The sequence below is a fragment of the Methylobacterium sp. 174MFSha1.1 genome, assembly GCF_900116815.1.
Lineage (GTDB): Bacteria > Pseudomonadota > Alphaproteobacteria > Rhizobiales > Beijerinckiaceae > Methylobacterium.
In genome coordinates this window covers 150,148-169,092 of the sequence record NZ_FPCB01000006.1, presented here as the reverse complement: position 1 = coordinate 169,092, position 18,945 = coordinate 150,148, and the positions used below count along the sequence as shown (strand labels likewise).

Sequence of the window (18,945 nt, the reverse complement as noted above, 5' to 3'; positions counted from 1 at the left end):
CGCGTGGGCCGACCGGCTTGAAGCCCACCGCGTCATCCCGGGGCCGCGCAGCGGAACCCGGGATCCATAACCGCTGACCTTTCAGGATAAAGCGGAACGCCGTCCGCCTCTTTCTGAAGCGTCAGCGGTTATGGATCCCGGGTTCTCGGCTTCGCCGAGCCCCGGGATGACCCCGAGAGAGGTCAGCCGCGCAGCGCATGCAGGGCCGGGATCAGGAACGGCGTCACCGCCCGCACGGTCGCGACTTGGCGCGGATCGTGGAAATGGCCCTCCTCGTGGAGGAGGGCGAGCACGGCGAGGAGGTCGCCGCCGTGCTCGACGCAGACATTCATGGCGCTGCCGAGCCCGAGGCTCTCGATGAGGGCGTGGTCGGCATAGGCCCAGCGGAGCGCCGCGCGGTCGGGCCCGAGGAAGGGCTGGCGGCGCTTGAGCACCAGCTCGCCCCAGGGCGTCGACGCGAAGCGCTTGCGCCCGCCGAGGGGATAGTTGGCCGGATCCGACGAGTAGGCCCGCTCGACCTCGTCGCTGGGCCGGCACAGGAGCACGGTGAAGAGCCGGTGGCCGAGGAGGGTCTGGAGCGCGCCCTCGACGGCCGCGAAGGCCGCCTCGGGACGCGCGTCCCGTGCCAGGGTCTCGGCGATGGGGGCGAGGGGATCGAGCCGATCGTTCATCGGGCGGGTGCCTTCTGGGACCGCTCCGGCAGGATGCCGTTCGGCCGCACGCTGAGGACGAGGAGGAGGCCGAGGCCGACGATGATCTCGCGCAAGGAAGCCGCCTGGACGGGGGCGAGGCCCGGCACCAGCTCGGCCACGAAGCGCGTCGATTCCAGGAAGGCGACGAGGGCGTAGGCGCCGATCACCGCGCCGGCCGGGCGGGCGTTGCCGCCGGCGGTCACCGCGAGGAAGATGTAGATCGTGACCAGCGGCTGGAACTGGTCCGGCGCGACGTAGCTGGTGTAGTGGCCGTAGAGCGCGCCGGCGAGTGCCGCGATCGCGGAGGCGATGCAGAAGGCCTGGGCCTTGAAGCGCACGGTGCTCTTGCCGGCGACCGAGGCCACGATCTGGTCCTCGCGGATCGCCCGCAACGTCCGGCCCCAGGGCGCGGCGAGCAGGCGGCGTTGGAGCGCGTAGACGAGGGCGACCGCCGCCAGCACGATGGCGAGCGTGCCGGCATGGAAGCCGAGGCCGAGGTCGCGCGGCACCATCACGGGCACGCCCGGGATGCCGTCGGTCCCACCGGTGAGCCAGACCTCGTTCGAGGCCACGACCCGCACCACCTCGGCGAAGCCCAGCGTCACGATGGCGAGGTAGTCGTCCCGCAGCTTGAGCGTCGAGAAGCAGACGACGAGGCCGACGGCGCCGCCGACCACCATCGCGAGGACGACGCCTGCGGGGATCGGCGCGTGACCCCAGGTCGTCGCCATGGCCGAGGCGTAGGCGCCGAGCGCGAAGAGGCCGGCGAGCCCGAGATTGACGAGGCCCGCGAGCCCCCAGGACAGCATCAGGCTCTGCGCCAGGAGCGCGTAGATCGACCCGATGACGAGGGCGAAGAGGAGGTAGGTCAGCATCGCGTCACTGCACGGCCCGGCCGAGGAGGCCCGAGGGCCGGAAGCTGAGGACGAGGAAGATCACCGCGAAGCTGACGGCCAGCCGGTAGGCGGGCGCGAGGGCGAGCGAGGACATCTCCTCGGTGATCCCGATCAGGAAGGCGCCGGCGACCGCGCCCGGGATGCTGCCGAGGCCGCCGACCACAGCGGCCGCGAAGACCGAGAGCAGCACGCGCCCGCCGGTCAGCGGATCGAGCGAGGCGTCGAGCCCGACGAGGGTGCCGCCGACGCCGCAGAGACCCGCGCCGAGGAACACCGTCACGAGCGCGACGCGGGTCGGGTCGACGCCCTTGAGCCGGGCGAGGTCCGGGTTGTCGGCGACCGCCCGCATCGACCGGCCGAGGCTCGAGAGCGACAGGAAGGCCCAGAAAGCCGCCATCGCGGCGAGCGCGAATCCGACGCTCGCGAGCTGCTGCGGGCCGATCCGGATCGGCCCGACGACGATGTCGCGGGCGAGCGGCAGGTCGAACGCCTTGAGGTCGTTGCCGAAGGCGAAGCGGATGACGTTCTCCAGCAGCATGCCGGCGGCGAGCGAGCCGATCGCCTTCATCAGGGGACCGGCCCGCCCGAGCCGGTCGAGCGCCGCGACCTCGACCGCGACGCCGACGAGGCCCGCGACGACGAAGCCGACGACGATCGCCAGGGCGACCGGCGCCCCGAGGCTCGTATTGGCGAGCCAGGCGCCGTAGGCGCCCGCCGTCGCGAGCGCGCCGACGGCGAAGTTGGGGAAGCGCAGCACCGCGAAGATCGCGCTGAACCCCAAGGCCGGGACCGCGAGGAGCGATCCCGCCACGAGCCCGTTCACGAGGGTCTGGAGGAGGGCCTCCATGGTCAGGCGATCTTGATCAGGGTGATCTTGCCGCCGCGGACCTGCTCGTAGCGGAACTTGGCGTCGGCGACGTCGCCGGTCTCGGTGAAGTCGCAAGGGCCGGAGGCGCCGTCATAATCGATCGTCTTGCCGGCGGCGACGAGCTTGAGGCCGTCGACCGCGTTGTCGACGCGCTCGCCGCCGCCCTGCGACACGGAGCGGATGTTGGCCTTGATCACGCTGCCGGTGTCGCCGCGGCCGAGCCCGAGCGCCATCGCCACGAGGTTGAGCTGGTCGTAGACCTGGCAGCTATAGGTGTCGGGCGTCTCGACGCCAGCCAGGCGCGCGACGTGCCTGTAGCCATTCGATTCCGCCGCAGCCGAGGGCGAGAGGGTCAGGATGCCCTCGCTCACGTCGGGCGGCAGCGCCTCGACGAGCTGCTTGTTGACCGCGTAGCCGAAGCCCAGGAGCTTGCCGCGGTAGCTCGCGCGGTAGAGGTCGCGCACGAGCACGGCGGTGTCGGTGGTGTAGCCGCCCATCACGATCGCGTCGGGCTTGGTCCTGAGCACCGAATCGACCTCGGTGCGCAGGGTGGTCTTCTTGTCGTCGTAGATCAGCTTCGAGGTCTTGCCGCCGGCCGCCGTCACCACCTTGGTGATCTCGGCGTACTGGCTGTCGGTGAACGGGGTCTGCGGGGACAGGAAGGCGACGGTCTTGGCGCCGCTCTCGAGCGCGAACTCGCCGAACTTGCGGCCCTGCAGGGTGGTGTTCGGCTGGGTGCGCACCAGGAAGCCGCGATGCGGCAGGAGCGTGATCGAATCGGCACCCGAGACCGTCGCCAGGAAAGTGCCGGATTCCCAACAGACCGGCGCCACCGCGGTGGTGACCGAGGAGGCCCAGGTGCCGATGATCGCCGCGACCTTGTCGACGTCGATCAGCTTGCGGGCGGCGCGCAGGCCCGCCTCGGGATTGGTCTGGTCGTCCTCGGAGACGACCAGGAGCTCGCGGCCGTTGACGCCGCCGGCCTTGTTGATCTCCTCGGCCGCGCGCTTGGCGACGTTCGCCATGACGGGCCCGTAGGCGCCGCCGGCGCCGGTCAGCGGGGTGAGGGTGCCGATGCGGATCGGACCCGACTGGGCGCGCGAGGCAGCCGGCATGGCGAGCGTGCCGGCGAGCGCGAGGCTTGATCCGAGGAATGTGCGACGAGCGATCATGGTTCTTGGCTCACTTGTCAGGTGTTCAGGGATGGGTTGTGCTTGGCTTCCGTCAAAGCGCGGCAGCGAAGACTGGCCTGTCTTGCCAGCAAACTTTTGTCGTAACGCTCCCCTTTCCCGGACGACTGGAGCGTCAGCGGAAGGAGATCCGGGATCCAGGAGAGACGTGCCGCGAAGCGGCTCTGAATGTTGCACCGTTGTCGACACAAGGACGCTTCACGACTTTTCGCGCTGGATCCCGGATCTCCTTCCACTTCGTTTCAGACGTCCTGGACGGGGGGTGAGGCGGACGGGGTGGTGGGTTTCGAGGAGCGGCCACCGAGGAAGAGGCGGCGGATGTCGGGGTCGTCGGCGACCGCGGATGCCGGGCCGTCGAGGTGGTTGCGCCCGTCGACCAGCACGGTGGCGCGGTCGGAGATCGCGAGCGCCTCGAGGGCGTTCTGCTCGACCATCAGCACCGCGAGCCCGTCGCGGGCGATGGCCCGGATGGTGGCGAAGAGATCGTGGGCCGCCGCCGGGCTGAGGCCCGCCGTCGGCTCGTCGAGGAGGAGCGCGGTCGGCCGCGCCATCAGGGCCATCGCCATGGCGAGGATCTGCCGCTGCCCGCCCGACAGGGTGCCGGCCGCCGCCCGCCGCTTCTCGGCGAGGACGGGGAAGCGCGCGAATGCCTCTTCCGCCCGGGCCTTGGTCTCGCGGGGGGCGAAGAGGCAGCCCATGTCGAGATTCTCTGCCACGGTGAGCGAGGCGAAGACGTTGCGCTCCTGCGGCACGAAGCCGAGCCCGGCACGGGCGAGCGCCTGGGGCGAGCGCCCGGCCATGTCCTGCCCGGCGAGCCGGACGGTGCCCGAGGCGGGCCGGAGCAGGCCGGAGACGAGCTTGAGCGCCGTCGACTTGCCCGCTCCGTTCGGGCCGATGATCGTCACGAGCTCGCCCGCATCGGCCGAGAGAGCGACGCCCTTCACGATCTGCTCGGCCGACGGGTAGCCGCCGACGAGGTTGTGGGCCTCCAGCAGCATCAGCGCCGCCCTCCGAGATAGGCGTCCTGGACCTCGCGGTTCTCGCGAACCTCGTCGAACGTCCCTTCCGCCAGGGTGCGCCCGCGGGCCATGACGACGACGTGGCGGCACAGGCGCTCGATCAGCGCCATGTCGTGCTCGATGAGCAGGACGGTCATCCCCTCGGCCGCGAGCGCCAGCAGCTCGTCGCCGATCTCCTCGGCGAGCGTCGGGTTCACCCCGGCGGCCGGCTCGTCGAACAGGATCATGCCGGGCTCGGCCATCAGCGCGCGCCCGATCTCCAGGAGCTTCTTCTGGCCGCCCGACAGGTCGGTCACCCGGTTGTCGATGACGTGCGACAGGCGCAGGCGGCGGGCGACCGCGAGCGCCGTCTCGGCCAGTTCCGCCTCGCGCCGGCGCGCGGCGGCGGAGCCGAGGATCGCGGTCATCAGGCTCTCGCCGGGCTGGCGCACGCCGTAGACCATCAGGTGCTCGAACACCGTGAGGGCGGGGAAGCCGCGGGCGATCTGGAAGGTGCGCACCAGGCCGGCCTGCGTGATGCGGTGCGGGCTCTCGCCCTCGATGCGCCGGCCCGCATAGGTGATCGCACCCGACTGCGCCCGATGGAGGCCGGAGACGACGTTGAAGAGCGTCGTCTTGCCGGCGCCGTTCGGGCCGACGAGCCCGGTCACCCGGCCCGGCGCGACGTCGAAGCTGACGCCATCGAGGGCGCGCAACCCGCCGAAGGAGAGCTTCACGTCGCGGACCGACAGGGCGACGGAGTCCGAGGGGGCGGGTTTCGAAAGGGCAGGGCGGGTCACGACCGGCCTCCGACGCTGTGCCGCCGGGACGGCTCGGAGGCGGGCTTCATCCTGTCGATCTCACGGGCGACCTGCTCCTTGCAGTAGTTCAGAAGATCGTCGAAGTACCGGGCGTCGTCCTTGCTCGCCGACTGGGCGATCATGCCGCGCACGGTGCACATCGTGGCGTTCATCATCGTCGCGGTGCGCACGACGTCGGTGCCGAACTGCTCCGCCAGCACGGACCAGATCGCCTCCAGGCCGGCGTGGAACTCCTTGACGACGACGACGACCTTGTCCTTGAAGTCCGGGTTGTGCCGGACCTCCGGCAGGTACTCCATGGTCACGAAGTACAGCCGGTCGGTCATGAGCGACCAGATGAAGTCGACGACCTCGTCGGTCGAGCCGCCGCGCTCGCGGATGGTCCGCGCCATCACATGCAGCCGGGCGGTGCTCGCCTGCAGCTGGTGCCGGATCGCCGAGACGACGACGTCTTCCTTCGAGGCGAAGTGGTGGTTCAGCGCGCCGCGCGAGACGCCGGCCCGTTCCGCAATATCGGTCGCCGACGTGCGGTAGAAGCCGCGCTCAAAGAGCAGGTCGATCGTCGCGTTCAGGATGGCGTCGATTGTCTCGGCCGACCGCTCCTGCTGCGTCCGGCGCTTGCGGGCCTCGGCCATGTCCAGCGGCTCCTGCGCTCACCTCGGGTCAGCATCGTCCGGCATAAACAAACATGCAAGTATGTTTATACATCGTTGCTTGTTTATTTTTGCGGCAGCGTGCCTGCCGGCGGGGCGTCCGGGCCGGCAGTCGCGTCGGTCGACCCGGCCCCCGCGCCGACACCTCTCGACGTCATCCCGGGTTCTCGGTTTCGCCGAGCTCCGGGATGACGCTGCGTGTCTGGAACGGGCTGGCCCGTTCGAAGCCGCCGGGCCCGCCGATCGAGAGGGGAGGGGGATTCGACACCGCCGGATCGACCGGGGCTATCGGGCGGCGGAGTTCGACCCATGCGCCACGGCGCGCGATACGATTCCGGGGAAAGGCCGGTGCGACCACGAAGCGGGACCGGGCGAGACGACTACGCAAGGCGATGCCGTGCTATGGTAGCGCTTGAGGAACTGGTGTGCCGATGGCGAAGCTGCATCTCAAGACGCGCGAGGAGTTCGCCCAACTCTCGCTGCACGAGAAGAACGAATACCTGCAAGGCATCGCCCAGCAGGTCGCGCACCTGCGCGGCGACCCATTCGTCCCCCTGACGAAGGACGGGCTCAGCCGCATCCGGCGCTTCTACAGCCGGCGCTCCTTCGCGGACCTGAAGCTGGCCGAATTCGAGGAGGGGGAGCCGCTCCGGAAATCCCTCACGATCCTGGCCGAGGCGATCCGCTCCGAGGAGGTCGCCAAGATCATCGAGCACGAGGTGCCGCGCCAGCCGCGCGCCCTCGTCCGCCCGCCGCCGATCGACGACGCCCAGATGGCGTTCTTCGTGCCGACCGTCCATGACGCCCCGATCAAGGACGACATGAACCTGATGGACATCGCGCCCTTCGCCCTGTCGAAGACGACGGGGGAGGGGGTGATCCGCTACGAATTGAAGGATTCGGTCATCACGGTGGAGGGCGGCGCCGAGGTCGGGCTCGCCACGGCCTACGACTACGACATCGTCATCAACATGATCTCGCACCTGGCGGACCAGACGCGGCAGTACCGGATCGACGATTCGAAGGGGTTGCGCCCGTCGCTGCCGCCCCGGACCTACCGCCCGGCGGCGTCCGAGATCCTGAAGTTCTGCCGGCGCGAGCTCGGCGGCAAGCAGTACGAGGACCTCGAGCGCGCGCTCGACCGCCTCCAGGCGACGCGGATCAAGATCACCAACCTGTCGAGCGACCGGGCGAAGACGCGCCGGCGCGAGACCGAGGCGTTCCCGCTGATCGGCCGCTACAAGGTGGTGTCGCGCACCAGCGCCGACCGCATCGACCAGGTCGAGATCGACATCCCGGACTGGGTCTACGAGGGCGTCGTCAAGCCGGACGGCAAGCCGTCGATCCTGACGCTGAACCCGGACTACTTCCTGATCACCCGGCCGATCGCCAAGTTCCTGTACCGGCTGGCGCGCAAGGCCGCCGGGCAGACGGAGGCGCGCTACGGCATGACCGAGCTGCACAAGCGCAGCGGCTCGAAGCTGCCCAAGCACAAGTTCCGTCAGGCGATCAAGGAGATCGTCGAGGCGGCGGTGCCCCTGCCGGATTACGACCTCAGCATCATCGACGGCGAGCGCGAGCCGGTGTTGCGCATGGTGAACCGGACCAATGACAAATCGGCCGTACATGGGTCCGCCGATCCGTGACAAAACCGGGCGGCGAGGCGGACGGGGAGGGGACTGCCAAAACCCCCGTATTTCGGTCCGCCCGGCTTTGCCAAAAAGCGAATCGGGGGGCCTCCTGTTTTGCCAGGGGCCGTACATCGGTCCGCCCCCCGCGTGACAAAAACCGGGCCTGTGGACAACTGTGGATAAGTCGGATTCCGGCGTACATCGCTCCCAGGCGCGCCGTACATCATTCTGTCGGCGGCGTAGATCGATCCGGCAGCGCCGTACTTGGGACTCCTGGATTCTAAAAATTACCTTAACCGCCAGGGGCTTGAGGGGGCCCCGCAGACCTAAAACCTAGAATCAAAACTATAGAAACAGATTCTTGAAACGCCTTCGGCTGACAGATTTTTCGAATCTTCAGAAGACGAAGAAGGCAGCGTATTTCGATCCGTCGCGCCTTCGACTCGCAACCGCAAGACGAATGTGCCAGACAAGACAGGCTTTCCGGAATCACGATTCGCTATCGTCGATGGCGTCGATCGGAGCGAGGCAGCGTCGATCGTCGTGAACCGCAAGGCGGCCGCGCGCTGCTTTGCGCCGTGGATAACTGCCAGGTTCACGCGAACCCGCCGCCGCCCTCCCACGTTCCTCGGCCGGAACTGGATTCGAGCGAGAGCGAGGGTTGGCGTGCCGGTGAGGCCCTATTCCATCGAAGCCCCCAGAATCGACAGCCTGCCTGTCATTCCGGGGCCGCGCAGCGGAGCCCGGAATCCAGAACCGCGGAAGGTTCAGGATCGCGCGAAAGGCATCCCGCTTCGTCCTCGTCCACCTGAGCGTCCGGATACCGGGCTCCGCTGCGCGCCCCCGGAATGACCCGGTGGGTTTGGCAGCGTTGGGCAAGCCAAACAGCTTCTGAGTGCCTGTTTGGCTGATGGGCAGATTTTATCCCATCCACGACCTCATCCTGAGGTGCCGTGCAGCGGCCTCGAAGGAGGCATCCAGGAATCGCGGAGAGTTCCGGAGGCCTCCGAGGCTCACTTCGTTCGCACCTCAGGATGAGGTCATGGGTGGGACAAAATCTACTCGGCAATCGAACAGGCTCTTACAGGAAAACCGGAAGGTGCGCCTCGTCCTTGGTCGAACAGACCCCTCGTCACGCCGCATCCGGCCGGGCCGGCGCGAGGGCGGCGTCCCCGGCAAGGTGGCGACCGGCGATGTAGCCGAAGGTGAGCGCCGGACCGAGGGTGATGCCGCCGCCCGGATAGTTGCCGCCCATGATGCTCGCCATGTCGTTGCCGGCGGCGTAGAGGCCCGGGATCGGGCGGCCGGCCCGGTCGAGGACGCGGGCGTGACCATCGGAGCGCAAACCCGCGAAGGTGCCGAGATCGCCCACCACCACCTCGACGGCGTAGAACGGCCCGGTCGCGATCGGCGCAAGGCACGGGTTGGGCGTGAAGTCCGGATCGCCGTTGAAGCGGTTATAGGCCGTCGAGCCCTTGCCGAAGGCCCGGTCCTCCCCGCCCTGCACGTCGCGATTCGAGGCCGCGACCGTCTCCTCCAGGCCGGCCGCGTCGATGCCGGCGTTGCGGGCGAGCTCGGCGAGGGTCCGGCCGGTCTTCAGGTAGCCGGAGCGGATGGGCGTCTACACGCTCACGGGAACGGCGACGGGCCGCCTGTTCGCCGCGCATCGTCGCGCCGCTGGTCGAGGCCGAGCTGCGCGCCGGATCGCAGGGGCGCGGCATCGGCGTGCCGACCTCGCTGCCCGCCCTCGCGACAGCCGCCGAGCGGATCCGGATCGAGGGCTGCTCGACCACCGCCGGCAGTCCGGTTCCCGGTATCAACGCGATCGCGGTGCCGATCTTCGACCATACCGGCCAGCTCCAATGCGCCCTCACCCTGATCGGCCCCGAGAGCGCGGTCGATCTCGGCCAGGCGAGCCCCACCGTGGCGCGGGCCCGCGCCTTCGGCCAGGAGATCTCCGCCCGGCTCGGCTACCGCGCGGGCGCGACGGAGGCCGCGGCCGAGCCCCCCGCCGCGCCGCGCGGGCCGAGGGCTGACCGGGAAAGGGCCGTCGGGACCGCGCGGGGCATCCCCCGGACTATTCGGCGTCGGGCTGGCGCGAGGGGTGGGCGGCCTGGAAGGCCGGATGCGCCTCGGCGAGCGCCGCAGCGCGGGCGATCCGTGGAAACGCCTCCAGCGGGACGGCGAAGCGGCGGGCGGCGTAGACCTGCGGCACCAGGTAGACGTCGGCGAGGCCCGGCTCAGGGCCGAAGCAATACCCCTCGTCGTCGATCAGCGCCTCGACCGCCGCGAAGCCCTCCGAGATCCAGCGCCCGATCCAGGCCGAGACCGCCTCCTCGGACTGGCCGAAATCGCGCCGCAGGTGGTTGAGCGGCCCGACATTGTGCAGCGGATGGATGTCGCAGCCGATGATCGCCGCCACGGCCCGCACCCGCGCCCGTGCGACCGGGTCCGCCGGCAGGAGCGGCGGATCGGGAAAGACTTCCTCCAGGTACTCGATGATCGCCGGGGACTGGATCAGCACGCTGCCGTCGTCGAGGGCGAGGCTCGGCACGCGCGCCTGCGGGTTGATCCGCCGGTAGGCCTCGCTCCGGTGCTCGCCGCCGTTGCGCACGAGGTGCACCGGGATCTGGTCCGGGGTCACGCCCTTGAGCGCCAGCGCGATGCGCAGGCGGTAGGACGAGGTCGAGCGCCAGTAGCCGTAGAGCTTCATGCGACCGCCCCAAGGATGACCGCCCGGCACTCGCCGAAGCCGATCGGGGCGAAACCCTCGCGGAGGCCGCGGGCCCGCAGGATGATCTCGTCGCCGTCCTCCAGGAACCGGCGCTCCTCACCCGAGGCGAGGCGCAGCGGCTCCCGGCCCCCGAGCGTCGCCTCGACCAGGCTGCCGCAGGCGGTGCGGTCCGGCCCGGAGATCGTGCCCGTCCCCAAGAGGTCGCCCGGCTGCAGGTTGCAGCCGCCGCTGGCGTGGTGGGCCACCATCTGTCCAACCGTCCAGTACATGTGCCGGGCGTTCGAGGCCGAGACCCGGTGCGGGGGAAGGCCGGCCTCGCGCAGGCCCGGGGTCACCAGCAGCACGTCGAGGCTGAGGTCGAGGGCGCCGCTCCCCTGGTCGGCCTCGTCGAGGAGGTAGGGGAGGGGCGCCGGATCGCCCTCCGGCCGCGCGGCTGGCGCGATGCGGAACGGCGCCAGGGCCTCCGGGGTGACGATCCAGGGCGAGATCGTCGAGGCGAAGTTCTTGGCGAGGAAGGGCCCGAGCGGCTGGTACTCCCAGGCCTGGATGTCCCGCGCCGACCAGTCGTTGAGCAGGCAGTAGCCGGCGATGTGGTCCTGCGCCTCGCCGATCGGGATCGGCGTGCCGAGCTCGTTGCCGGGGCCGATCCACACCCCGAGCTCGAGTTCGAGGTCGAGGCGGGCGGAGGGGCCGAAGCTCGGCGCGGCTGCGTCCGGCGCCTTCGACTGGCCGCGCGGCCGGCGCACCGGGGTGCCGGAGGGCCGGATCGAGGAGGCGCGGCCGTGATAGCCGATCGGCACGTGCTTGTAGTTCGGCAGCAGCGGATTGTCGGGCCGGAACTGCTTGCCGATATTCTCGGCGTGGTGGATGCCGACGTAGAAGTCGGTGTAGTCGCCGATCCGGGCCGGCAGGTGCAGGGTGCAGGCGCTCGCTTCGTGCAGGAGCGGCGCGATCCGGTCGCGTTCGGCCGCGCCTTCGCGCAGCAACTCCGACGCCTGCGCCCGCAGGGCCCGGCGCGGTCCCGCCCCGAGGGCGAGGAGGGCGTTGAGGGCGCCGCCCCCGGCGGCCTCGGCGGCGCGCGCCGCTTCGCCCTGGAGCAGGCCGGTGGCGAGCAGCGCCGTCAGGTCGAGGATGTGGTCGCCGATCGCGATTCCGGCCCGCGGAGCGCCGCCCGCGGGCGAGAACACCCCGAGCGGCAGGTTCTGGATCGGGAAATCGGGATGCCCGTCGGCCCCCGGGACCCAGGAGCGCAGGGCCGCGTCGTGCGTCTGGTCGAGAATCGTCATCAGCGGGCCTCGGGCCGGGTGGGATCGAAGTGCTTGGCGAGCTTGCGCCCGTAAGTCCCGTAGTCCTTCTGCAACGCCGGGGTCTCAGCGGCGAAGCGGCTGACCTTCTGGGGGAACCGCGTCTCGAACATGAAGGCGAGCGTGCCTTCCAGCTTGTGGGGCTTCAGCTCCACGGTCGAGGCCTTCTCGAAGGCGTCGACGTCCGGCCCGTGTGGCAGGAGCGTGTTGTGCAGAGAGGCGCCGCCCGGCTGGAAGCCGCCGCCGGTCTTGGCGTCGTAGACTCCGTAGACCAGCCCCATGAACTCGCTCATCACGTTGAGGTGGTACCACGGCGGCCGGAAGGTGTTCTCCGCCACCAGCCAGCGGTCGGAGAAGATCACGAAGTCGATGTTGGCGGTGCCGGGCGTCTCGGAGGGCGAGGTCAGCACCGTGAAGATCGAGGGGTCGGCATGGTCGAACAGGATCGGGCCGACCGGCGAGAATTTCCTGAGGTCGTACTTGTAGGGCGCGTAATTGCCGTGCCAGGCGACCACGTCGAGGGGCGAGTGGGCGATCTCGGCCGCCCAGAGATTCCCGCCCCACTTCACCAGCATCGTGCCGGGCGCGTCGCGGTCCTCGTAAGAGGCCACCGGCGTGAGGAAGTCGCGCTGGTTGGCGAGGCAGTTGGCGCCGATCGGCCCCCGCTCCGGCAGGGTGAAGGCGCCGCCGTAATTCTCGCAGACGTAGCCCCGGGCCGGGCCGCCGAGCAGGTCCACGGCGAACTTCACGCCGCGGGGGATCACCACGATCTCGCCGGGCTCGACCGCGATCACCCCGAACTCCGTGCGGAAGCGGAGAGCGCCCTGTTGCGGCACGACCAGCATCTCGCCGTCGGCGTTGTAGAAATACTCGTCCTGCATCGAGCGGGTGGCGAGGTAGAGATGCGCGCCCATCCCGGCTTGGGCCCCGGCATCGCCGGCCGTCGTCATGGTGCGGAGGCCCTCGACGAAGGAGAGCGGCTCCGTCGGAATCGGGATGGGGTCCCAGCGTAAAGGTGCCGGCGGCAGGTCGGGGGCTTGCGCCGGGGCGGTGAGCCAGAAGCGGGTCTCGACCTTCCGGAACGCGCCCCAGTGCATCACGGTCGGGCGGATGCGGTAGAGCCAGGAGCGCTCGTTGGTGGTGCGGGGCGCGGTGAAGGGCGAGCCGGAGATCTGCTCGGCATACAGACCGTAGGGGCACTTCTGGGGGGAGTTGCGGCCGACCGGAAGCGCCCCGGGCAGGGCCTCGGTCTCGAAGCCGTTGCCGAAGCCCGACAGGTAGCCCGGATGGATCTGCCGCGCGGCGGGTTCGCCGGCCGGAGCGGGGCGGGTCTGCTGGTTCATGGATGGGTCTCCCATGCCGTAAGATGATCCAAGAGCTGAGCGGGTCCGAGAAAGATCTAGTGCGACTGTGATGACGTATTCTGCTCGATCTGCTTTAAAAAATTGGAGCGCGGGATCCCCTCTCCCGTGTGGGAGAGGGGTAGGGGTGAGGGTGACACGCTTCCGTGTAGATCGCTGAGCGTCGCGTTGGCAGCTTGGTACTTTGAGCTAGACTCAGAACCGTAGCACCCTCACCCCCGGCCCCTCTCCCACACGGGAGAGGGGAGGCGCACTCTGTTCTGAAGCCGGCCGGATCAGGCCGACACCGCATGATCAGAACTCGCCAAGGTGAGCGAGCGCCGCGCCAGCGCGATGGCCTCGGCCAGCACAGCGGGATCGCCGACCTCGTGGGCGAGGATCAGCACGAGGCGCGCGTTGAGCGCCGCGCTGTCCTCGTCGCTCAAGCCGTGATGCGCGCGGATCAGGGTCTCGTAGACCTCGTCCGCCCGTCCGGCGAAGCCGTCGTCCTGTCGCAACCGTGCCGTCATCACGCCGCCTCCTGGACCGATGCGCCGGACCGGCCGCGCGCACGATCGAGCGCGTCGGCCACCTGCGCGCCGTCGAGCGCCGCGAAGCGGGCGGCGACGTGCGCGTCGGGCCGGATCAGGGTGGCCGCCACGGATCCGGCCCCGTAGCGCCGCCCGACGAGGCCATCCGTGTCGCACAACACCTCGGCCCCCGGCACGGTCATCGGCCGTTCGGCCACGACGACGCAGCGCAGGCCGGGCGGGAGACCGGAGAGATCGGGCACCTCGGCTCCCGCGAGGACCAGGAGCGCGAACGACCCGCCGAGGCGGTCGAGCAGCCAGGTGCTGCGGCCGGCCGCATCGACGACCGGGGCGTCGAGGCAGGCCTCGCCGGGAAGCAATCCCCCGGCCAGCGGGACCCGGTCCGGGGTCTGGAGCGCCATCCCGGCGAGGCTGCACGGCCGCGACAGGCGCCCGGCATTGAGGAGGGAGCGGGCGAAGGGCGCCTCCGCGGCGAGATCCAGCACCCCATCGCGAAAATGTCGCTCGGCCCGGGTCTTCGGGGTCATGAAATTGGTGGTGCGGCTGGAGTTGAGGATGTTCTCGTCGGCGCCGGCCCCGCGCTCCTCGTCGTAGGTGGCGATCAGACTCTCGGGGGCTTCGCCGCGCACGACCAGCGCCAGCTTCCAGCACAGGTTGTCGGCGTCCTGGATGCCGCCGTTGCCGCCCCGCGCCCCGAACGGGCTCACCACGTGGGCGCTGTCGCCGACGAACACCACGCGCCCGTGCACGAAGCGTTCCAGCCGCGCGCAGCGGAACGAGTAGACCGAGCACCATTCGAGGGTGACTGGGTTGTCCTCCCCCATCACCGCCCGCACCCGCGGCATCACCCGCTCCGGCTGGCGCTCCAGCTCGGGATCGGCCTCGGGGCCGAGCTGGAAATCGATGCGGAAGACATCGTCGGGCTGGCGGTGCAGGAGCGCGCTCTGGCCGGCATGGAAGGTCGGGGCGAACCAGAACAGCCGCTCGGTCGGGAAATCCGCCCGCCGCGACGCGTCGGCGAGCTTGACATCGGCGATGAGGAAGCGCTCCTCGAAGCGCTGGCCCGGGAAGGGCAGGCCCATCCGGGTCCGGGTCGGAGAGCGCGCCCCGTCCGCCGCGATCACCCATTCCGCCTCGAGCATTGTCGCGCCGTCCGGCGTCGCGATGTCGAGGCGTACCCCGTCGGGGCCCTGGGTCAGGCCGGTGACCTCGTGGCGCCAGCGCAGCGCGATCAGGTCGGACAACTCCGCCGCCCGCGCGATCAAATATTCCTCGACGGTGTATTGCTGCAGGTTGACGAAGGCCGGGCGACGGTGCCCGCCCTCGGGCAGCAGGTCGAAGCGGTAGAGTTCGCGCGCGCCGTGGAAGACGCGCCCGACCTGCCAGGTCACGCCCTTGTCGACCATGCGCTGTCCGACGCCGAGACGGTCCCAGATCTCGAGGGTGCGCTTGGCCCAGCAGATCGCCCGGCTGCCGGTCGCGACGGTGTCGTCGTCATCGAGCACCACCACCGGCACGCCGCGCATCGCAAGGTCGATGGCGCAGGTGAGGCCGACCGGTCCGGCGCCGATCACCACGACCGGCCGGCGGCCGCAAGATTCGAGCGATGGTGTGGATGCGAAGCGGGGGCGAGAGGTCATGGCGTTTCCTCGGGCGATGGCGGCGCGCCCGGTTGGCCCGGGCGTCGCTCTCGTGTTGCTTAGCGGGAGGGGTTCAGCCCTCCAGCGCCCGCCACATCTCGATGTCGCGCTCGGCGGTCCAGATCCGGGGGGTGTCGATCCCTTTCGCCTCGTCGTAGGCGCGGCTCACGTCGAACGGCATGCAATGCTCGAAGATGACCCAGTGCCCGTATGTCGGCCGCATCTCGCTCATCGCCCGGGCATAGACCGTCTTGAGGTCGTGCCCGGCGGCGACGCCGGCCTTGGCGATGGCGAACAGGTCGCGCAGGAAGGCCCGGGTGCCCTCCAGCCCCTCGCGGATCCGGTCCGGGCTCGTCAGCGCCTCGCCGCGGCCCGGCACCAGGGCCTTGGGCTTCAGGGCCTCCAGGCGGTCGAGGGTGGCGGGCCAGTCGCCGTAATGCGCGTCGCCGCAATAGGGGGTGGCGCCGTACTCGACGAGGTCGCCGGAGAACAGCACCTCCTCCTTCGGCAGCCACGCGATGGTGTCGCCGGCGGTGTGGCCACGCCCGGCATGGATGATCCGCACCTCGCGCGAGCCGAGCCACAGGGTCATCTCGCCGTGGAAGGTCAGCGTCGGCCAGGTCAGGCCCGGGATCTCCTCCTTGCCGCGGAAGAGCCGCGGGAAGCGCTGGATCTCCGAATCCATGTCCTGCTGCCCGCGCTCGACGATCATCGCCCGGGCGACGTCGCTGGCGATGACGTTGACCCGGTCCGGATAGCCGGCGACGCCGAGCACCCGCACGGCGTGGTAATGGGTGAGCAGCACGTGGCGGATCGGCTTATCGGTGACCTCGCGGACGCGGGCCACGAGGTCGCCGGCCATGCGTGGGGTGGCGCGGGCGTCGATCACCAGCACCGAATCGTCGCCGACCACGATGCCGGAATTCGGATCGCCCTCGGCGGTCAGCGCGTAGACGCCCGGCGCCAACTCCGAAAAGGTTTCCTTCTTCTCGACCAGGTCACCCTGGCTGGCGAAACCCTTGCTCATGCGGTCCTCCTCCCCGGTCTGTCCCGCCTTGTCCGTCCGGCGCGTGAGCGTATCACCCATTCGGGCCGATCGGGCAGGCGGCGCGCTTCGGCGTTGCAAAGTGGCGGCAGCCGTGCTTGTTGCGAGTGCAACCATTCATAGTCAGTTGCGATCGCAACCGTCAAGCGGCATGAGGCCCTGTTCCGACGCCGCGTCCCGGCGCCGGGAGGGTGCGAGGGGCAGAGGATGAACCGTCTGGACTTGCTCGGCTTCATGCCGTTCCGGCTCAACCGCCTCGCGACCGAGTTCAGCAACGCGCTCGCGGCCGACTACGCGCGCTTCGGCATCGACATCCCGGAATGGCGGGTCCTGGCGACGCTCGGCATGCACGACGCGCCGCGCAGCGCCAACTACGTCGTGCGCTGCACGCGGACGCACAAATCCCGCATCAGCCGCGCCGTCGGCCAGCTCGCCGCGCTCGGCTTCGTCGAGCGCCTGGAGAGCGGCGACGACCGGCGCGAGATCATGCTCCAGCTCACGCCGCGCGGGCGCGAGGTCTACGAGGAGCTCCTGCCGCTCCTGCTCGCGCGCGAGCAGACGCTTCTGTCCTGCCTCAGCCCCGCCCAGGCCAGCGCCCTCGATGACATCCTGCTCACCCTCGAACGGTCGCTCGACCTTGTCTCTCACAAAAACAGGGCGGGTTAGTTTTTATCTATCCGTCACCGTAATATTTAGTAATATCATTCGTCTGCTGTCCGCCTGCACGTCAACGCATCGCGACTGAACTCTCAAGCGGACCTTCGGTGTCCGCTTCTCCCCTTTCCCGGACGACTGAAGCGTCAGCGGAAGGAGATCCGGGATCCAGCACGAAAAGTCGCGAAGCGTCTTTCTGTCTACAACGTTGCAAAGGCTGAGCCGCTTCGCGGCACTTCTTATGCTGGATCCCGGATCTCCTTCCACTTCGTTTCAGTCGTCCGGGAAAGGGGAAAGGCGGGTACCGAAATGGTATGAACAACGGATTCGGGTGTGGCGGCATCGCCCCGCTTGCGCCCTCGCACGTTGCGAGTGGGGCGCCGGTGCGACGCGTTAGGGCTCGTGCAACCGAGGCCTGCCGAACATCGGGGTATTCAACCGTCGCTTTCGACGTCGATCCGGCGCCGCCTCATCCCAAGGGATACGTTAGACGAGGTTAGACATCCATCGCCCGGGAACAATCACGCGATGGACACTTTGCAGTGCAGCATAAAAAGGCGTTAAAATCGCGTGCCATCAGCATTAAATCTTGGCAACACGCCGGTTTCGCCGTTGACACAAGTATCGCGAACGAGCCTCATGGTTCGAGAGGATGATGGGATGTAAGAGGATCACGCCGATGCGGACGACCCGACGTCAGGTGCTGGCTGCCGGAGCCGGGTTCGGCCTCATGCCGATGCTGTCGCGGCCGTCGCGGGCGCAAGCCGCGAACACGATCCGGATCGGCGTCCTCAACGACCAGTCCGGGCCCTATCGCGACATCAGCGGTCCCTACGGCGTCGCCCTCACCCAGATGGCGGTCGACGAGTTCGGCGCCCGCGGCTTCCGGGTCGAGGTGATCTCGGCCGACCACCAGAACAAGCCCGATGTCGGGGCCGGCATCGCCCGGCAATGGTACGACCGCGACGGCGTCGACCTGATCATCGACGTGCCGACCTCCTCGGTCGGGCTGGCGGTCAACCAGGTCGCCCGGGAGAAGAACAAGGCCTACATCAACACCGGCGCGGCCACCTCGGACCTGACCGGGGTGCAGTGCACGCCGGTCACGATCTCCTGGATGTACGACACCTACATGCTGGCGAAGTCGACCGGCGGCGCCATGGTGAAGGCGGGCGGCGATTCGTGGTTCTTCATCACCGCCGACTACGCCTTCGGCCACGCGCTGGAGCGCGACACCGGCACCTTCGTGAAGGCCAATGGCGGGCGCGTGCTCGGCAGCGTGCGCTATCCCTTCCCGTCGACCGCCGACTTCTCGTCGTTCCTGCTCCAGGCCCAGAGCAGCGGCGCCAAGGTGATCGGGCTGGCCAATGCCGGGGCGGACACCGTCAACGCGATCAAGCAGGCCGCCGAGTTCGGCCTGACCCAGCAGGGCTTCAAGCTGGCGGCTCTGCTGATGTTCCTGTCGGACGTGCACGCCCTCGGCCTTCCGGCGGCGCAGGGCCTGGTCCTGACCGAGAGCTTCTACTGGGATCTGAACGACCGCACCCGGGCGGTGACGCGCCGGGCGCTGCCGCGGCTCCGGGGCATGTACCCGAACATGGCCTCGATCGCGAACTACTCGGCGGTTTTGCACTACCTCAAGGCCGTCGCCGACATGGGCGTGCCGGCCGCCAAGGCCTCGGGCGTCGACGTCGTCAACCGCATGAAGGCGATGCCGACCGACGACGACGCCTTCGGCCCCGGCCGCATCCGCGAGGACGGGCGCAAGCTCTGCCCGGCCTACCTGTTCGAGGTGAAGAAGCCCTCCGAGAGCAGCGGGCCCTTCGATTACTACAAGCTCGTCGGCACGACCCCGATCGACGAGGCCTTCCGGCCCCTCGACAAGGGCGGTTGCCCGCTCGTGCGGGCGTGAGGGGCCGGGGTCCCGC

General features: G+C 69.5%; 16 protein-coding genes and 1 pseudogene. 3 read left to right on the top strand and 14 right to left on the bottom strand.

What is annotated here, in order from left to right; all coding sequences use genetic code 11:
- Window positions 1-182: 182 nt before the first annotated feature.
- The 7 genes from BM430_RS04210 to BM430_RS04180 all read right to left on the bottom strand — a co-directional run bounded on the left by BM430_RS04210 (window position 183) and on the right by BM430_RS04180 (window position 6,100).
- Window positions 183-671 carry a GAF domain-containing protein gene (locus tag BM430_RS04210; RefSeq protein ID WP_093565715.1) on the bottom strand — a complete coding sequence of 163 codons (489 nt, stop codon included), beginning with the start codon at window positions 669-671 and terminating at the stop codon, window positions 183-185.
- Window positions 668-1,567, bottom strand: a complete 900-nt coding sequence (locus tag BM430_RS04205; protein WP_093565713.1) for a branched-chain amino acid ABC transporter permease — start codon at window positions 1,565-1,567, stop codon at window positions 668-670. Before BM430_RS04205 ends, BM430_RS04210 begins: the two co-directional genes overlap by 4 nt.
- Before the next feature lie 4 nt (window positions 1,568-1,571).
- A complete protein-coding gene (locus BM430_RS04200; protein ID WP_093565711.1) occupies window positions 1,572-2,435 on the bottom strand; it encodes a branched-chain amino acid ABC transporter permease in 864 nt (287 codons plus the stop codon).
- A 2-nt stretch (window positions 2,436-2,437) separates the two neighbouring features.
- Complete coding sequence (locus BM430_RS04195) at window positions 2,438-3,628, bottom strand: ABC transporter substrate-binding protein (protein WP_093565709.1); 1,191 nt, start codon at window positions 3,626-3,628, stop codon at window positions 2,438-2,440.
- Between the two features lie 260 nt (window positions 3,629-3,888).
- Complete coding sequence (locus tag BM430_RS04190) at window positions 3,889-4,644, bottom strand: ABC transporter ATP-binding protein (RefSeq protein WP_177302938.1); 756 nt, start codon at window positions 4,642-4,644, stop codon at window positions 3,889-3,891.
- On the bottom strand, window positions 4,644-5,444 hold the full coding sequence (locus tag BM430_RS04185; protein ID WP_244539309.1) for an ABC transporter ATP-binding protein: 801 nt from the start codon (window positions 5,442-5,444) through the stop codon (window positions 4,644-4,646). Before BM430_RS04185 ends, BM430_RS04190 begins: the two co-directional genes overlap by 1 nt.
- Window positions 5,441-6,100, bottom strand: coding sequence for a TetR/AcrR family transcriptional regulator (locus tag BM430_RS04180; protein ID WP_244539308.1), 660 nt, complete (start codon window positions 6,098-6,100; stop codon window positions 5,441-5,443). Before BM430_RS04180 ends, BM430_RS04185 begins: the two co-directional genes overlap by 4 nt.
- A gap of 449 nt (window positions 6,101-6,549) precedes the next feature.
- Here BM430_RS04180 and BM430_RS04175 point away from each other — a divergent pair, with 449 nt between their 5' ends.
- Window positions 6,550-7,764, top strand: coding sequence for a replication initiator protein A (locus BM430_RS04175; RefSeq protein ID WP_348273071.1), 1,215 nt, complete (start codon window positions 6,550-6,552; stop codon window positions 7,762-7,764).
- Between the two features lie 1,117 nt (window positions 7,765-8,881).
- Here BM430_RS04175 and BM430_RS04170 read toward each other — a convergent pair.
- The 7 genes and pseudogenes from BM430_RS04170 to BM430_RS04135 form a co-directional block, all read right to left on the bottom strand.
- A pseudogene (locus BM430_RS04170) lies at window positions 8,882-9,364 on the bottom strand (FAD-binding protein); the annotation flags it as partial.
- A 462-nt stretch (window positions 9,365-9,826) separates the two neighbouring features.
- Window positions 9,827-10,462 carry a maleylacetoacetate isomerase gene (maiA, locus tag BM430_RS04160; RefSeq protein WP_093565705.1) on the bottom strand — a complete coding sequence of 212 codons (636 nt, stop codon included), beginning with the start codon at window positions 10,460-10,462 and terminating at the stop codon, window positions 9,827-9,829.
- Complete coding sequence (fahA, locus tag BM430_RS04155) at window positions 10,459-11,769, bottom strand: fumarylacetoacetase (protein WP_093565703.1); 1,311 nt, start codon at window positions 11,767-11,769, stop codon at window positions 10,459-10,461. Before fahA ends, maiA begins: the two co-directional genes overlap by 4 nt.
- Window positions 11,769-13,130 (bottom strand): homogentisate 1,2-dioxygenase, encoded by a 1,362-nt coding sequence (gene hmgA, locus BM430_RS04150; RefSeq protein WP_093565701.1) that lies wholly within the window; start codon window positions 13,128-13,130, stop codon window positions 11,769-11,771. The genes fahA and hmgA overlap by 1 nt, the downstream gene beginning before the upstream one ends.
- Window positions 13,131-13,423: 293 nt before the next feature.
- On the bottom strand, window positions 13,424-13,657 hold the full coding sequence (locus tag BM430_RS04145) for a DUF2783 domain-containing protein (RefSeq protein WP_093565699.1): 234 nt from the start codon (window positions 13,655-13,657) through the stop codon (window positions 13,424-13,426).
- Complete coding sequence (locus BM430_RS04140) at window positions 13,657-15,318, bottom strand: FAD-dependent oxidoreductase (protein WP_093565698.1); 1,662 nt, start codon at window positions 15,316-15,318, stop codon at window positions 13,657-13,659. The genes BM430_RS04145 and BM430_RS04140 overlap by 1 nt, the downstream gene beginning before the upstream one ends.
- A 73-nt stretch (window positions 15,319-15,391) precedes the next feature.
- Window positions 15,392-16,345, bottom strand: a complete 954-nt coding sequence (locus BM430_RS04135; RefSeq protein ID WP_093565985.1) for an MBL fold metallo-hydrolase — start codon at window positions 16,343-16,345, stop codon at window positions 15,392-15,394.
- Window positions 16,346-16,570: 225 nt separating this feature from the next.
- Here BM430_RS04135 and BM430_RS04130 point away from each other — a divergent pair, with 225 nt between their 5' ends.
- Both BM430_RS04130 and BM430_RS04125 read left to right on the top strand, forming a co-directional pair.
- The gene (locus tag BM430_RS04130; RefSeq protein WP_177302937.1) at window positions 16,571-17,029 is read left to right on the top strand and encodes a MarR family winged helix-turn-helix transcriptional regulator; all 459 of its coding nucleotides are present in this window, start codon (window positions 16,571-16,573) and stop codon (window positions 17,027-17,029) included.
- Between the two features lie 667 nt (window positions 17,030-17,696).
- Window positions 17,697-18,929: an ABC transporter substrate-binding protein gene (locus tag BM430_RS04125; protein WP_093565696.1), complete on the top strand. Its 1,233-nt coding sequence runs from the start codon at window positions 17,697-17,699 to the stop codon at window positions 18,927-18,929.
- Window positions 18,930-18,945 lie beyond the last annotated feature (16 nt).

Excerpts from the sequence above, each read along its gene's own strand:
- BM430_RS04210 (WP_093565715.1), bottom strand. The coding sequence starts at position 671 with ATGAACGATCGGCTCGATCCCCTCGCCCCCATCGCCGAGACCCTGGCA.
- BM430_RS04205 (WP_093565713.1), bottom strand. The coding sequence starts at position 1,567 with ATGCTGACCTACCTCCTCTTCGCCCTCGTCATCGGGTCGATCTACGCG.
- BM430_RS04200 (WP_093565711.1), bottom strand. The coding sequence starts at position 2,435 with ATGGAGGCCCTCCTCCAGACCCTCGTGAACGGGCTCGTGGCGGGATCG.
- BM430_RS04195 (WP_093565709.1), bottom strand. The coding sequence starts at position 3,628 with ATGATCGCTCGTCGCACATTCCTCGGATCAAGCCTCGCGCTCGCCGGC.
- BM430_RS04190 (WP_177302938.1), bottom strand. The coding sequence starts at position 4,644 with ATGCTGCTGGAGGCCCACAACCTCGTCGGCGGCTACCCGTCGGCCGAG.
- BM430_RS04180 (WP_244539308.1), bottom strand. The coding sequence starts at position 6,100 with ATGGCCGAGGCCCGCAAGCGCCGGACGCAGCAGGAGCGGTCGGCCGAG.
- BM430_RS04175 (WP_348273071.1), top strand. The coding sequence starts at position 6,550 with ATGGCGAAGCTGCATCTCAAGACGCGCGAGGAGTTCGCCCAACTCTCG.
- maiA (WP_093565705.1), bottom strand. The coding sequence starts at position 10,462 with ATGAAGCTCTACGGCTACTGGCGCTCGACCTCGTCCTACCGCCTGCGC.
- fahA (WP_093565703.1), bottom strand. The coding sequence starts at position 11,769 with ATGACGATTCTCGACCAGACGCACGACGCGGCCCTGCGCTCCTGGGTC.
- hmgA (WP_093565701.1), bottom strand. The coding sequence starts at position 13,130 with ATGAACCAGCAGACCCGCCCCGCTCCGGCCGGCGAACCCGCCGCGCGG.
- BM430_RS04145 (WP_093565699.1), bottom strand. The coding sequence starts at position 13,657 with ATGACGGCACGGTTGCGACAGGACGACGGCTTCGCCGGACGGGCGGAC.
- BM430_RS04140 (WP_093565698.1), bottom strand. The coding sequence starts at position 15,318 with ATGACCTCTCGCCCCCGCTTCGCATCCACACCATCGCTCGAATCTTGC.
- BM430_RS04135 (WP_093565985.1), bottom strand. The coding sequence starts at position 16,345 with ATGAGCAAGGGTTTCGCCAGCCAGGGTGACCTGGTCGAGAAGAAGGAA.
- BM430_RS04130 (WP_177302937.1), top strand. The coding sequence starts at position 16,571 with ATGAACCGTCTGGACTTGCTCGGCTTCATGCCGTTCCGGCTCAACCGC.
- BM430_RS04125 (WP_093565696.1), top strand. The coding sequence starts at position 17,697 with ATGCGGACGACCCGACGTCAGGTGCTGGCTGCCGGAGCCGGGTTCGGC.